This window comes from Streptococcus infantis SPAR10 (genome assembly GCF_000279535.1).
Taxonomy (GTDB): domain Bacteria; phylum Bacillota; class Bacilli; order Lactobacillales; family Streptococcaceae; genus Streptococcus; species Streptococcus infantis_I.
The window spans coordinates 131,222-145,000 of sequence record NZ_ALCH01000003.1; the positions used below are offsets into that span (position 1 = coordinate 131,222).

8 protein-coding genes, 17 tRNA genes and 2 rRNA genes are annotated in these 13,779 nt (G+C 43.7%); 2 read left to right on the plus strand and 25 right to left on the minus strand.

Going from position 1 to position 13,779, the window contains the following annotated elements:
• Positions 1–5: 5 nt before the first annotated feature.
• Entirely contained in the window at positions 6–1,184 is a 1,179-nt protein-coding gene (locus SPAR10_RS05045; RefSeq protein ID WP_004251504.1) for a galactokinase, read from the minus strand.
• A gap of 168 nt (positions 1,185–1,352) precedes the next feature.
• Between SPAR10_RS05045 and SPAR10_RS05050 the strand changes: the two genes are divergently transcribed.
• Complete coding sequence (locus tag SPAR10_RS05050; RefSeq protein ID WP_004251506.1) at positions 1,353–2,354, plus strand: LacI family DNA-binding transcriptional regulator; 1,002 nt, start codon at positions 1,353–1,355, stop codon at positions 2,352–2,354.
• Between the two features lie 221 nt (positions 2,355–2,575).
• Here SPAR10_RS05050 and SPAR10_RS05055 read toward each other — a convergent pair whose 3' ends face one another.
• Together SPAR10_RS05055 and SPAR10_RS05060 are read right to left on the minus strand one after the other, a co-directional pair.
• Entirely contained in the window at positions 2,576–3,613 is a 1,038-nt protein-coding gene (locus SPAR10_RS05055) for a zinc-binding dehydrogenase (RefSeq protein ID WP_004251508.1), read from the minus strand.
• 79 nt (positions 3,614–3,692) lie between these two features.
• A complete protein-coding gene (locus SPAR10_RS05060; protein ID WP_004251510.1) occupies positions 3,693–4,586 on the minus strand; it encodes a cation diffusion facilitator family transporter in 894 nt (297 codons plus the stop codon).
• 135 nt (positions 4,587–4,721) lie between these two features.
• Between SPAR10_RS05060 and SPAR10_RS05065 the strand changes: the two genes are divergently transcribed.
• Positions 4,722–5,273: a TetR/AcrR family transcriptional regulator gene (locus SPAR10_RS05065; RefSeq protein WP_004251513.1), complete on the plus strand. Its 552-nt coding sequence runs from the start codon at positions 4,722–4,724 to the stop codon at positions 5,271–5,273.
• A 145-nt stretch (positions 5,274–5,418) separates the two neighbouring features.
• Here the strand turns inward: SPAR10_RS05065 and SPAR10_RS05070 are convergent, their stop codons facing one another.
• The 22 genes from SPAR10_RS05070 to SPAR10_RS05175 all read right to left on the minus strand — a co-directional run bounded on the left by SPAR10_RS05070 (position 5,419) and on the right by SPAR10_RS05175 (position 13,707).
• Entirely contained in the window at positions 5,419–6,939 is a 1,521-nt protein-coding gene (locus SPAR10_RS05070) for an ABC transporter permease/substrate-binding protein (RefSeq protein ID WP_004251515.1), read from the minus strand.
• Positions 6,932–7,660 (minus strand): ABC transporter ATP-binding protein, encoded by a 729-nt coding sequence (locus tag SPAR10_RS05075; protein WP_004251518.1) that lies wholly within the window; start codon positions 7,658–7,660, stop codon positions 6,932–6,934. Before SPAR10_RS05075 ends, SPAR10_RS05070 begins: the two co-directional genes overlap by 8 nt.
• Positions 7,661–7,831: 171 nt before the next feature.
• The gene (locus tag SPAR10_RS05080; protein WP_004251521.1) at positions 7,832–8,983 is read right to left on the minus strand and encodes a DUF4767 domain-containing protein; all 1,152 of its coding nucleotides are present in this window, start codon (positions 8,981–8,983) and stop codon (positions 7,832–7,834) included.
• A 129-nt stretch (positions 8,984–9,112) separates the two neighbouring features.
• Positions 9,113–9,200 (minus strand) — tRNA-Ser (locus SPAR10_RS05085).
• 6 nt (positions 9,201–9,206) lie between these two features.
• A tRNA-Ile gene (locus SPAR10_RS05090) sits at positions 9,207–9,280 on the minus strand.
• Positions 9,281–9,313: 33 nt separating this feature from the next.
• Positions 9,314–9,384, minus strand: a tRNA-Gly gene (locus tag SPAR10_RS05095).
• A 19-nt stretch (positions 9,385–9,403) separates the two neighbouring features.
• A tRNA-Phe gene (locus tag SPAR10_RS05100) sits at positions 9,404–9,476 on the minus strand.
• 5 nt (positions 9,477–9,481) lie between these two features.
• Positions 9,482–9,555 (minus strand) — tRNA-Met (locus SPAR10_RS05105).
• Between the two features lie 14 nt (positions 9,556–9,569).
• Positions 9,570–9,659: transfer RNA gene (locus SPAR10_RS05110), tRNA-Ser, on the minus strand.
• Positions 9,660–9,669: 10 nt separating this feature from the next.
• A tRNA-Ile gene (locus tag SPAR10_RS05115) sits at positions 9,670–9,743 on the minus strand.
• Between the two features lie 13 nt (positions 9,744–9,756).
• Positions 9,757–9,830 (minus strand) — tRNA-Met (locus SPAR10_RS05120).
• Positions 9,831–9,835: 5 nt separating this feature from the next.
• Positions 9,836–9,909, minus strand: a tRNA-Pro gene (locus SPAR10_RS05125).
• Between the two features lie 14 nt (positions 9,910–9,923).
• Positions 9,924–9,997, minus strand: a tRNA-Arg gene (locus SPAR10_RS05130).
• 11 nt (positions 9,998–10,008) lie between these two features.
• A tRNA-Leu gene (locus SPAR10_RS05135) sits at positions 10,009–10,094 on the minus strand.
• Between the two features lie 7 nt (positions 10,095–10,101).
• Positions 10,102–10,173: transfer RNA gene (locus tag SPAR10_RS05140), tRNA-Gly, on the minus strand.
• A 27-nt stretch (positions 10,174–10,200) separates the two neighbouring features.
• Positions 10,201–10,273, minus strand: a tRNA-Thr gene (locus tag SPAR10_RS05145).
• Positions 10,274–10,285: 12 nt separating this feature from the next.
• Positions 10,286–10,367: transfer RNA gene (locus tag SPAR10_RS05150), tRNA-Leu, on the minus strand.
• A 5-nt stretch (positions 10,368–10,372) separates the two neighbouring features.
• Positions 10,373–10,445, minus strand: a tRNA-Lys gene (locus tag SPAR10_RS05155).
• Positions 10,446–10,463: 18 nt separating this feature from the next.
• Positions 10,464–10,536, minus strand: a tRNA-Asp gene (locus tag SPAR10_RS05160).
• Positions 10,537–10,538: 2 nt separating this feature from the next.
• Positions 10,539–10,611 (minus strand) — tRNA-Val (locus SPAR10_RS05165).
• Positions 10,612–10,615: 4 nt separating this feature from the next.
• Positions 10,616–10,731, minus strand: a 5S ribosomal RNA gene (rrf, locus tag SPAR10_RS05170).
• 77 nt (positions 10,732–10,808) lie between these two features.
• Positions 10,809–13,707, minus strand: a 23S ribosomal RNA gene (locus SPAR10_RS05175).
• Positions 13,708–13,779 lie beyond the last annotated feature (72 nt).

Consider the following 13,779-nt stretch of genomic DNA (forward strand, 5'->3'; position numbering starts at 1 on the left):
TCTGACTATTCAAGGATGCGAGTTCCACCTGCCACTTCAGCGATATAGAAACTTGGAGCGTAGCCAACGATTTCTTCATAGTGCTTGCCTACAGCTTCTTTAAAGGACTCAACAGCATCCTTTTGAACCAAGGCAATTGCACAACCACCAAAACCTGCTCCTGTCATACGAGCACCGAGAACACCTTCTTGAGCCCAAGCTGTATGAACAAGGGTATCTAATTCCAAGCCAGTTACTTCGTAGTCATGCTCCAGTGAAACATGAGATGCATTCATCAAACGACCAAACTTGTCTAAATCTCCTGCTTGAAGAGCCGCTTGTGCTTTAAGGGTACGTTGATTCTCAAGAACGGCATGGCGCGCACGTTTCAAGCGATTTTCGTCTTTGATGAGGTAGCTATATTCATCAAAAGCCCATTCATCCAATTCACCCAAGGTTTGAATATTTAAGGCCACTTGGAGTTCTTCTACTGCTTTTTCACATTCAGCACGACGTTCATTGTACTTAGAATCCGCAAGTTCACGGCGTTTGTTAGTGTTCATGATAACAACAACATTGTCCTTCAAATCAAGGGGGACCAAGTCATATTCTAAACTATTTGTATCCAGATAAATAGCACGTTGGTCTGCCCCCATACCGATAGCAAATTGGTCCATGATACCAGAGTTAACCCCAATAAAGTTGTTCTCTGTCAATTTCCCGATTTTTACTAAATCTAGACGATCCAATTTTAGGTCAAAGAGGTATTCTGCCACGACACCTGTCAATAGCTCCAAAGAAGCTGAAGATGACAAACCAGCACCATTTGGGATATTCCCATAGACATAGAAATCAAATCCTTTATCAATCACATGTCCAGCTTCTTGCAAGAAATGAAGGACACCTTTTGGATAGTTGGTCCAGTTGTGCTCTTTCTCAAACTTAAGGTCAGCCAGAGGAACTTCGATAATGCCTTTGTCCTCAAAGTTTGCTGAGTAGAAACGCAAAACTTGGTCATCACGCTTGCGTGCAGCTCCGTAAGTTCCTAATGAAATAGCCGCTGGGAAAACATGCCCACCGTTGTAGTCAGTATGTTCCCCAATCAAGTTGATACGGCCTGGTGAGAAGAAGGTTTGATCTGCTTCTTGACCAAAAACAGCAAGAAAGTCCTTGCGAAGTGCATCAGCAGTAAGATGTTGTGTCATATGAATTCTCCTTTGACAATTTGTTAGGTAAAAAAGTTTACCTTGTAATCGTTTTCTTCTATTGTACCCAAGGGTTTTGCTTTGGTCAACATTTTTACCGATATTTTACTAAACTATGAGTAAAAAGATAGAAAAATATGATATAATAACCTAAAAAGGAGGGGAATTATGGCTACACTCAAAGATATTGCTCAGTTAGCCTCTGTCTCAATCGCAACTGTATCCCGTGTCCTCAATCGCGATCAGAGTCTATCTGTCACAGAAGAAACCCGACATCGTATTTTAACTGTCGCCGAAGAACTAGGTTATACCAAACATCTCAAAACAGGCGAAAGTCACAAACTGAAACAAAAGATTGCCATTATCCAGTGGGTCAGCGAACAAGGTGAGTTGGAAGACCTCTACTACTACCAGATTCGACTAGGAATCGAAAATAGGGCACAAGAATTAGATTACGAAATCTTACGCTATTTCAATGATCAACCTTTTACGCTTAGCGAAGAAGTCATTGGAATTCTTTGTATTGGAAAATTTAGCCAAGCACAGATTGCATCATTTGAAGAATATCAAAAACCTCTAGTTTTTCTAGATAGTGACACCATAGCCTTGGGACACACCTGTGTCATTACAGATTTTAATAATGCTGTTAGACAGGTAGTCGATTACTTTACAGACCACGGGATTAAGAAGATTGGTATCTTATCCGGTCTTGAAACGACTACTGACCAAGAAGAAGTCATCGCAGACAAACGCTTAGGTTACTTTAAATCCTATACACAAGAAAAGGGAATCTATAACGAGAAATTCGTTTTTCAAGGACTATTTACTGCCCAATCTGGATACGACTTGATGAAAGAGGCTATCGAAAAATTAGGAGATAAACTTCCACAAGCCTTTTTTGCAGCTAGTGATAGCCTGGCCATTGGTGCCCTTCGCGCCCTTCAAGAAGCCAGCATCAGCATACCGGAGCGCGTCAGTATTATTTCCTTTAATGATACTATTCTAACCAAGCAAGTGTTCCCACCCCTTTCCAGTATCTCAGTCTACACCGAAGAAATGGGACGTACAGGAATGGATATTTTAAACAGAGAAGTTCTTCATGGGCGTAAAATTCCAAGCCTCACCATGCTTGGAACCAAATTGACGTTAAGAGAAAGCACCTTGCATTAAGCACAACACTTGAACATAAAAAAACCTAATAGAGATTCTCAAATCCTATTAGGTTTTTCTTTTTATACTCAATGAAAACCAAAGAGCAAACTAGGAAGCTAGCCGCAGGTTGCTCAAAGCACTGCTTTGAGGTTGTGGATAAGACTGACGAAGTCAGCTCAAAACACTGTTTTGAGGTTGCAGATAGAGCTGACGTGGTTTGAAGAGATTTTCGAAGAGTATTAATCCATCACAATCATAGACTTAATAGTCTTGCGTTCATCCATAGCCTTGTAAGCTTGGTCGATATCTTCCAATTTATAACTTGTGGTAAAGACACGACCTGGATTGATATCACCATCAAGAACATCTTTGAGCAAGAATTGCTTATCGTATGTTGTTGCAGAAGCCGCTCCACCTGCAACAGATATATTTTGCATAAATGTTGAACCAAGAGCACGATTCTTATAATGTGGAACTCCTACAAATCCCATGCGACCGCCATTATAAAGGACACCCAGTGCTTGCTCAACAGCCGCCTCAGTACCAACACACTCAAGTGCTGCATCTGCTCCACCGCCAAGAATTTCACGCACCTTGGCAATTCCTTCTTCTCCTCGCTCAGCTACAACAGTTGTCGCTCCTGACTCCAAGGCCATTTGTTGTCGATCTTCGTGACGACTCATAAGGATAATTTGTGAAGCTCCACGCATCTTAGCTGCGATGACAGCACATTGGCCAACAGCCCCATCCCCAATAACGACAACCTTGTCGCCTTTTTGAACATTAGCCACACGCGCTGCATGATAGCCAGTCGGCATGACATCAGCCAGAGTCAAGAGGGATTTAAGCATCCCTTCTGTATAATCGGACGGTTGTCCAGGGATTTTAACAAGTGCCCAATTGGCATAGTGGAAGCGGAGATATTCAGCTTGGAAATTCCCTCCTAGGTTATTTCCGATATGATTGTCACAGGAACCATCAAATCCAGCACGACAGGCATCACACTCCCCACAACCATGAGTAAATGGCACAATCACAAAATCACCGGGCTTGACCGTTGTAATAGCTTCTCCAGTTTCTTCAACGATTCCGATCGCTTCGTGTCCACTATTTTTATGTCCCGCTTTAATATCTGGATTTTGGTAACTCCATAGGTCTGAACCACATACGCAAGCACGAACCACACGGATAATCACATCATCCGCTTCTTGAATGCTTGGACGTTTAACCTCTTCAATACCAACCTGACCTGCTTTTTTATAGACTGCTGATTTCATAAACATTTACCTCTCTGTATCTAACTTATTTCAAGTATACACTTTTTATGAAGCTTTCGCTCACTTATACTACGCCTCATCAATGATGATCGAGATCATGGTTTGCTTCTAGCTCTGCCATATTACGCTTATGGACCTGGTGGCTTGCTAAGTCTGCATCCACTTCAATGGTAATATTTTGAAAACCACAATCTTTGAGTATGTCTCGAATGGATTCTTTACAAACTTCCATATGCTTGACATGCTCGAGACAAACATGGATAATGGCATTTTTCTCCAAACCATCCATAGTCCAGAGATTGAGCTGATTGACACTAGCAACATAGTCCAATTGCTCTAAGCGACTCTTGACTTGCTTGATATCTACTCCTTCTGGCACAGCATCCAAGAAAATCTTGAGAGTAGACCAAAAACGTGGAATGGCTTTTGATAGAATAAAGAAAGAAATGACAAGAGATAAGAGCGGATCCAAAATATACCAGTCTGTAAATCGGAGAATAATTGCCATCAGGATAACAGCCAGCCAGCCCAGAGTATCTTCTAGAAAATGCAGGCTAAGAATAGATTCATTCTTTGTTTTTCCTTTACAAACCACTAAACTTGCTAACACATTTATAGTAACCGCAATGATTCCAAGCCAGAGGATGCCCTTATCATTAACAGGTTGTGGATGAAACATTTTTGTGATATTTTCCAAAATGACAAGTACAGATCCTGTCATAAGAATCACAGCCGTTATCAAAGCTCCTAGGAGGCTAAATCGTTTGTAGCCCAAAGTGTAATGACTATCCTCTTCACGATTGGAGATTGTTTCTAGAAAGGCTGATAGCCCAATTGCGATTGCATCTCCCAAGTCATGAACAGAGTCAGCAAGAACAGCACTCGAACCAAATACTCCACCTGCGATAAATTCAACAATGGCAAAGCTTAGATTTAAGAAAAAAGCCAGCCAAACAGCACGATTTGTTGTCATTTTTTATTCTCCTTTGGTATAATAGTAGTAGTATAATTATTATCTTTACTAGTATTATATCTCATTCCAAAAAGAAAGGATAGGGGCTAACTGTTCGCTATGTACGTTACTGAACAGTTTGTTCAAATTGTTCATATGAGTACTCAAGATCGTCGCATTACCAAGACTCGAAAAGCCATCTATGCTGCTTTTTTGCAATTACTAAATCAAAAAAACTTTGAAACAATCACCGTTCAGGAGATAATAGACCTAGCAGATGTTGGTCGTTCCACCTTTTATAGCCATTATGAAAGTAAAGAATTACTCCTAGACCAGCTTTGCCTCTATCTCTTTCACCACCTTTTTGAACGCGAGGAAAATATTAGCATCGAAGCATATTTGACACATATTTTTTTGCATTTTAAGAAAAATCAAGACCACGTGACCAGTCTTCTTTTCTCAAAAAATGACTACTTCCTCCGTCAATTACAGAAAGAACTGGAACACCATGTTTATCCTATGGTAGCAGAGGACTTGCAAGTTTCCTATCCTAACATTCCCGCTTCCTACCTCAAGCATTTTGTAGTAATTAACTTTATCGAGACATTGACCTGGTGGCTGAAAAAGGGGAAATCTTATAAAGAAGACCAAGTAGTGAGATTTTACTTAGACGTCATGGAAATGAAGACTGAAAAAAAACTACTCTAGTTCTTACACTTTTAATTCTATTAGATTAGCTAATTGTATTTATTTCTTGACTTAAACTTACACAAAAACCCATCCTGCACAAAAGCAAGATGGGTTTATCATTCTAACTTATTTGAACAAGTTCGTAGCTAAAGCTAACTAGAGTTTACTTCTTCAGCAATCCTTCCTGGACTAGAAAATCACGCGCCACTTCTTCAGCTGATTGGCCTTCCACACCAACCTGATAGTTCATCTGACTCATCTGGCTCTCGGTGATTTTACCAGCTAGTTTATTGAGTACTGCTTCCAACTCAGGATGTTTTTCGAGTAATTCAGCTTTCATGAGTGGAGCGCCTTGGTATGGAGGGAAGAGTTGTTTATCATCCTCCAAAACCACTAAATCATAGCGAGCAATTTCAGCATCTGTTGAGTAAGCATCTGTAATTTGAATGTCCCCTGACTGGATGGCTTGGTAGCGAAGAGCTGGCTCCATGGTTGCCACATTGAGATTCAATCCATAAACAGACTGCAAACCCTTGTTTCCATCCTCACGGTCATTAAACTCCAGAGTGAATCCCGCCTTGAGCTGTCCTTCTACTTTTTTCAAGTCTGAAATCGTCTTAAGCCCATATTCTTGCGCAATTTTTTTAGGAACTGCTATAGCATAAGTATTTTGATAAGCCATGGGTTTAAGAAAGGCTAGTTGATCCTGTTTGGCAATACCATCACGAGCCACCTCGTAAACCTTTTCCGGGTCATGCCCAATTTGTGGAGATGATTGGAGGAGACTCTCTGTCACTGTCCCAGAAAATTCTGGATAGATATCAATGTCCCCTTTTTTCAGCGCTTGGTAAAGAAAGTCTGTCTTCCCAAAATTGGGTTTAACCGTCACCGTCATATCCGTATTTTCCTCGATGAGAAGTTTATACATATTCATGAGAATCTCAGGTTCAGGTCCTAACTTCCCAGCAATGACGAGATTGTCTTTCTCATTATGTGGAATGATGCTTGGAACATAACTAACTCCCAAACCAAGGACCATGACAGCAAAGGTCGAAACAATCGTACGCAATTTTGCCTTTTCCAAGTATTTGAGAATGACATTAAAGAGAATGGCCAAGATGGCTGATGAGATTGCTCCGATTAAAATGAGACTAGCATTCCGACGATCAATTCCCAAAAGGATAAAGGAGCCCAATCCACCAGCTCCCACAAGAGCTGCTAGAGTCGCTGTCCCAATGATCATAACGGTCGCTGTTCGAACCCCCGATACAATGACAGGCATGGCAAGTGGAATTTCAAACTTCTTGAGTCGCTCCCACTTGGTCATCCCAAAAGCAATCCCTGCCTCCTCAAGACTAGGATCAATGCCATTCAGGGCTGTGATTGTATTTTCTAAAATCGGGAAAATAGCGTAAATGACAAGGGCTGTGAGTGCTGGTAAGGTTCCAATCCCCATGAAAGGAATAAAGAGCCCCAACAAAGCCATTGAAGGAATGGTCTGGAAGATACCTGCAACTTGTAGCACCCAGGTCGCTACTTTTTTGTGACCATTTAGATAAACCGCAAGTGGGATGGTCAGAAAAATAGCGACCAATAAGGTCAAAAGAGATAATTGTAGGTGTTGACCCAGAGCTGTTACCCATTCACTAAATCGCTCCTGAAAGATTGAAATGAAATTAGACATGAAGGACACCTCCAAACAAGTTTGCTACAAAGTCTGTCGCAGGTGCTTGTAAAATTGTTTCAGGGTCAGCGACCTGGCAAATCTCCCCATCCTGTAAAACAGCAATTCGATCGCCTAATTTTAAGGCCTCGTCCGTATCATGAGTCACGAAGATAGTGGTCATACCAAACTCTTTGTGCAATTTTTTTGTCAGAGCCTGCAACTGCTTGCGAGAAATGGCATCGAGAGCAGAGAAAGGCTCATCCATCAGTAAGATTTTTGGCTCCGCAATGATGGCCCGCACAATCCCAATCCGTTGTTGCTCCCCACCTGATAACTCACTAGGCATGCGCTCTGCATACTCTGCAGCAGGCAGACCCACCTTGTCCAAGAGTTCTTCTGTTTTAGTGGCTATTTGTTCCTTACTCCAGCCCTTCATCTCAGGAATCAGTGCAATATTTTCAGCAACCGTTAAATTTGGAAAAAGAGCAATGGCTTGAAGGACATAGCCGGTAGAAAGACGTAATTCCCGTTCATCATAGTCCTTGATCCGTTTTCCGTCCATATAGATATTGCCATCAGTCGGCTCCAAGAGACGGTTCACCATCTTGATCATGGTGGTCTTTCCAGATCCTGAAGGACCCACTAGCACCATGAATTCTCCATTTTCAATGCGGAGATTGACATCTTTTAAAATGTCCTTATCCGTGTAGCGCAAGGCTACATGTTTGTATTCAATCATATTCTTCCTCACCATCTCCTTAAAAGCTAAGATCCTTATCTCACTTTTTATAAGAGTGTAATCATTAATATAATATTGTAATGCTAGAAATTACATCTGTCAACAATTTTGACTTGAAATCATATATAAGAAAAAGAGTTTGGCTAAGGCCAAACTCTCCATTATGATTGATTATTCTTCTTCTACCAAACGTTTAAACTCTGCTTGGATCTCTGTATTTTCTGTCGGTTTTAAGTACATGATTCCACCATTTGTCGTTGGTGAATGAAAAACAATCGTTTCTCCTGTGTTAGTTATCGCAAAAAAGTAACTATGCACATTCGGGTACTTATCCCAATTGCTATAACGCTCTACAATTCGGTACTGAGCATTTCCTAGACCTGTATCCGTATACTCAGCATTCATTTTCTCACTTGGTCCATCATCCCTAAGTGTATAGAGGTGGTCAGCCCCCACATCTCCTCCTGAGATTCCCTTTTGGTAATTGGGTTGTCCTAGTCTTTCTCCCCACCCTTTTATGAAGGCTTCTAATTTAGCAGACTTGCTAGCATTCCAAGGAGCTTTTTGTTCTTCACTCGAAATAGTCTTGCTGCTAGTAGAGCTTTCAAATTTCTTCCAATCTAGTTGCTTGAAGTTCATTAATTCGGCTTCTGTCTTACCAAAGTCAGAGTGCAAACTTTTATTCCCAGGAACTCGAATATCCTGTTCTTGTAGTTTACTTGCAGCTTGCTGGTTTAAATTCAGATGATAGAGTACTCCTCTACCTTCTCCTGTTCCAGAGGACCAACTTAATTCCAGGATATCGCCACCCTTATAGATATTCATAGAATTTCTGGCACCACCATGGCCGGCTAAAAAACCTTCTGCTAAAAGAACCGGTTTCTCATTTACAAGATAATAAAGACCCGAAATAAAATAATCACCATTAGATTGCTCAACGCCTACTAATAATTCCTCTACACCATCTTGATTAAGATCCGCATAGGTATAACGCATCTTATCTGATTGAAAAACTGCATTTTCAACAGACCAACTATTGATAGGGCGTTCAGTGCCTTGTAAACTCTTATAGAGACCAGAGATTGCATTTACATCCTTCGGTGTAGAAAGTATTTTTTGGTAATTATCAAAAACTGGCTTGTAAAATTCTTTAAAATTTTTCTTAGACTCTACGGAAGTTTGTTCATTAGTATTTGATTGACTAACAGTTGTTGATAGACTAAGCCCCTGATTAGAATTTTCGGAACTATGATTACTACAGCCAAACATAAAAAGACTCATAAATAGAACTAGCAAAACTCCTAAAATACCCTTTTCTTCCATAACAAACTCCTTTATAGTTATTTAATTATTGTAGTGACTTCACTTACATTATATCAAATGTTTAAGAGTTATAAAAAGAATAATATAAGACTAAGGCAATAAAAAAAGAGCTATAAAGCTCTTTAATTACGGAGAATAAGGGATTCGAACCCTTGCGCCAGTTACCCGACCTAACGATTTAGCAAACCGTCCTCTTCAGCCTCTTGAGTAATTCTCCTATTAATGGGCACGAGTGGACTCGAACCACCGACCTCACGCTTATCAGGCGTGCGCTCTAACCACCTGAGCTACGCGCCCAAGTTAAAAACTTGGTACTTGAACAAAGTTCAAAGCGGGTGACGAGAATCGAACTCGCGACAACAGCTTGGAAGGCTGTAGTTTTACCACTAAACTACACCCGCATAGTATCATATTAAAAAATGGCGCGAGACGGAATCGAACCGCCGACACATGGAGCTTCAATCCATTGCTCTACCAACTGAGCTACCGAGCCTAATATTGCGGGAGCAGGATTTGAACCTACGACCTTCGGGTTATGAGCCCGACGAGCTACCGAGCTGCTCCATCCCGCGTTAATAATAAATAAAGGAGGATGTGGGATTCGAACCCACGCACGCTTTTACACGCCTGACGGTTTTCAAGACCGTTCCCTTCAGCCGGACTTGGGTAATCCTCCATCATTTCAATGGACCTTGTAGGACTTGAACCTACGACCACTCGGTTATGAGCCGAGAGCTCTAACCAGCTGAGCTAAAGGTCCAACAAGATCATTATAGCGGCGAAGGGGATCGAACCCCCGACCTCCCGGGTATGAACCGGACGCTCTAGCCAGCTGAGCTACACCGCCATCAATCGGGAAGACAGGATTCGAACCTGCGACACCTTGGTCCCAAACCAAGTACTCTACCAAGCTGAGCTACTTCCCGAGTTAAATGTTTAATGCACCCTAGAGGAGTCGAACCTCTAACCGCCTGATTCGTAGTCAGGTACTCTATCCAGTTGAGCTAAGGGTGCTCTTCAATATATGCCGAGGACCGGAATCGAACCGGTACGATCGTTACCAATCGCAGGATTTTAAGTCCTGTGCGTCTGCCAGTTCCGCCACCCCGGCCTCTATAAGCGAACGACGGGATTCGAACCCGCGACCCCCACCTTGGCAAGGTGGTGTTCTACCACTGAACTACGTTCGCATCGACTCTGGTTTATATTAAAAAAAATGCCGGCTACATGACTTGAACACGCGACCCTCTGATTACAAATCAGATGCTCTACCAACTGAGCTAAGCCGGCTGATTTCTATTATGCGGGTTAAGGGACTTGAACCCCCACGCCGTTAAGCGCCAGATCCTAAATCTGGTGCGTCTGCCAATTCCGCCAAACCCGCAAATATGACCCGTACTGGGCTCGAACCAGTGACCCATTGATTAAAAGTCAATTGCTCTACCAACTGAGCTAACGAGTCAAATAACTTTCGTTATTACGGTCCCGACGGGAATCGAACCCGCGATCTTCGCCGTGACAGGGCGACGTGATAACCGCTACACTACGGGACCTATGGGAGTTAACGGGATCGAACCGCTGACCCTCTGCTTGTAAGGCAGATGCTCTCCCAGCTGAGCTAAACTCCCTCGAGCTAAGCGACTTCCATATCTCACAGGGGGCAACCCCCAACTACTTCCGGCGTTCTAGGGCTTAACTTCTGTGTTCGGCATGGGTACAGGTGTATCTCCTAGGCTATCGTCACTTAACTCTGAGTAATACCTACTCAAAATTGAATATCTATCAAATATCAAGAAAACCTTACGCTTTCGTATTCTCAGTTACTTTGGATAAGTCCTCGAGCTATTAGTATTAGTCCGCTACATGTGTCGCCACACTTCCACTTCTAACCTATCTACCTGATCATCTCTCAGGGCTCTTACTGATATAAAATCATGGGAAATCTCATCTTGAGGTGGGTTTCACACTTAGATGCTTTCAGCGTTTATCCCTTCCCTACATAGCTACCCAGCGATGCCTTTGGCAAGACAACTGGTACACCAGCGGTAAGTCCACTCTGGTCCTCTCGTACTAGGAGCAGATCCTCTCAAATTTCCTACGCCCGCGACGGATAGGGACCGAACTGTCTCACGACGTTCTGAACCCAGCTCGCGTGCCGCTTAATGGGCGAACAGCCCAACCCTTGGGACCGACTACAGCCCCAGGATGCGACGAGCCGACATCGAGGTGCCAAACCTCCCCGTCGATGTGAACTCTTGGGGGAGATAAGCCTGTTATCCCCAGGGTAGCTTTTATCCGTTGAGCGATGGCCCTTCCATACGGAACCACCGGATCACTAAGCCCGACTTTCGTCCCTGCTCGAGTTGTAGCTCTCGCAGTCAAGCTCCCTTATACCTTTACACTCTGCGAATGATTTCCAACCATTCTGAGGGAACCTTTGGGCGCCTCCGTTACCTTTTAGGAGGCGACCGCCCCAGTCAAACTGCCCGTCAGACACTGTCTCCGATAGGGATCACCTATCCGGGTTAGAGTGGCCATAACACAAGGGTAGTATCCCAACATCGTCTCCTTCGAAACTGGCGTCCCGATCTCATAGACTCCTACCTATCCTGTACATGTGGTACAGACACTCAATATCAAACTGCAGTAAAGCTCCATGGGGTCTTTCCGTCCTGTCGCGGGTAACCTGCATCTTCACAGGTACTAAAATTTCACCGAGTCTCTCGTTGAGACAGTGCCCAAATCATTACGCCTTTCGTGCGGGTCGGAACTTACCCGACAAGGAATTTCGCTACCTTAGGACCGTTATAGTTACGGCCGCCGTTTACTGGGGCTTCAATTCATACCTTCGCTTACGCTAAGCACTCCTCTTAACCTTCCAGCACCGGGCAGGCGTCACCCCCTACTACATCATCTTACGATTTAGCAGAGAGCTGTGTTTTTGATAAACAGTTGCTTGGGCCTATTCACTGCGGCTGACGTAAAGTCAGCACCCCTTCTCCCGAAGTTACGGGGTCATTTTGCCGAGTTCCTTAACGAGAGTTCTCTCGCTCACCTGAGGCTACTCGCCTCGACTACCTGTGTCGGTTTGCGGTACGGGTAGAGTATGTTAAACGCTAGAAGCTTTTCTTGGCAGTGTGACGTCACTAACTTCGCTACTAAACTTCGCTCCCCATCACAGCTCAATGTTATAGAATTAAGCATTTAACTCAATTCACACCTCACTGCTTAGACAGACACTTCCAATCGTCTGCTTTAGTTAGCCTACTGCGTCCCTCCATCACTACATACTCTAGTACAGGAATATCAACCTGTTGTCCATCGGATACACCTTTCGGTCTCTCCTTAGGTCCCGACTAACCCAGGGCGGACGAGCCTTCCCCTGGAAACCTTAGTCTTACGGTGGACAGGATTCTCACCTGTCTTTCGCTACTCATACCGGCATTCTCACTTCTATGCGTTCCAGCGCTCCTCACGGTACACCTTCTCCACACATAGAACGCTCTCCTACCATACCTATAAAGGTATCCACAGCTTCGGTAAATTGTTTTAGCCCCGGTACATTTTCGGCGCAGGGTCACTCGACTAGTGAGCTATTACGCACTCTTTGAATGAATAGCTGCTTCTAAGCTAACATCCTAGTTGTCTGTGCAACCCCACATCCTTTTCCACTTAACAATTATTTTGGGACCTTAGCTGGTGGTCTGGGCTGTTCCCTTTCGACTACGGATCTTAGCACTCGCAGTCTGACTGCCGACCATAATTCATTGGCATTCGGAGTTTATCTGAGATTGGTAATCCGGGATGGACCCCTCACCCAAACAGTGCTCTACCTCCAAGAATCTTAATGTCGACGCTAGCCCTAAAGCTATTTCGGAGAGAACCAGCTATCTCCAAGTTCGTTTGGAATTTCTCCGCTACCCACAAGTCATCCAAGCACTTTTCAACGTGCCCTGGTTCGGTCCTCCAGTGCGTCTTACCGCACCTTCAACCTGCTCATGGGTAGGTCACATGGTTTCGGGTCTACGACATAATACTAAAGCGCCCTATTCAGACTCGGTTTCCCTACGGCTCCGTCTCTTCAACTTAACCTCGCATCATATCGTAACTCGCCGGTTCATTCTACAAAAGGCACGCTCTCACCCATTAACGGGCTCGAACTTGTTGTAGGCACACGGTTTCAGGTTCTATTTCACTCCCCTCCCGGGGTGCTTTTCACCTTTCCCTCACGGTACTGGTTCACTATCGGTCACTAGGGAGTATTTAGGGTTGGGAGATGGTCCTCCCAGATTCCGACGAGATTTCACGTGTCTCGCCGTACTCAGGATACTGCTAGGTACAAAGACTATTTTAAATACGAGGCTCTCACTCTCTTTGGCTGACCTTCCCATGTCATTCTTCTATAGTCTTTGAGTCCACATTGCAGTCCTACAACCCCGAAGAGTAAACTCTTCGGTTTGCCCTCCTGCCGTTTCGCTCGCCGCTACTAAGGCAATCGCTTTTGCTTTCTCTTCCTGCAGCTACTTAGATGTTTCAGTTCACTGCGTCTTCCTCCTCATATCCTTAACAGATATGGGTAACAGGTAGTACCTGTTGGGTTCCCCCATTCGGAAATCCCTGGATCATCGCTTACTTACAGCTACCCAAGGCATATCGTCGTTTGTCACGTCCTTCTTCGGCTCCTAGTGCCAAGGCATCCACCGTGCGCCCTTATTAACTTAACCTTACTTTTTTGACCTTTCAGTCATAAACTCTTATTAATACTACAGCGTTTTCGGTTTATTTTCTTGTTACTA

What these genes read in the sequence shown, in the direction of transcription:
- SPAR10_RS05045 (WP_004251504.1), bottom strand. Translation starts at nt 1,184, where the DNA reads ATGACACAACATCTTACTGCTGATGCACTTCGCAAGGACTTTCTTGCT.
- SPAR10_RS05050 (WP_004251506.1), top strand. Translation starts at nt 1,353, where the DNA reads ATGGCTACACTCAAAGATATTGCTCAGTTAGCCTCTGTCTCAATCGCA.
- SPAR10_RS05055 (WP_004251508.1), bottom strand. Translation starts at nt 3,613, where the DNA reads ATGAAATCAGCAGTCTATAAAAAAGCAGGTCAGGTTGGTATTGAAGAG.
- SPAR10_RS05060 (WP_004251510.1), bottom strand. Translation starts at nt 4,586, where the DNA reads ATGACAACAAATCGTGCTGTTTGGCTGGCTTTTTTCTTAAATCTAAGC.
- SPAR10_RS05065 (WP_004251513.1), top strand. Translation starts at nt 4,722, where the DNA reads ATGAGTACTCAAGATCGTCGCATTACCAAGACTCGAAAAGCCATCTAT.
- SPAR10_RS05070 (WP_004251515.1), bottom strand. Translation starts at nt 6,939, where the DNA reads ATGTCTAATTTCATTTCAATCTTTCAGGAGCGATTTAGTGAATGGGTA.
- SPAR10_RS05075 (WP_004251518.1), bottom strand. Translation starts at nt 7,660, where the DNA reads ATGATTGAATACAAACATGTAGCCTTGCGCTACACGGATAAGGACATT.
- SPAR10_RS05080 (WP_004251521.1), bottom strand. Translation starts at nt 8,983, where the DNA reads ATGGAAGAAAAGGGTATTTTAGGAGTTTTGCTAGTTCTATTTATGAGT.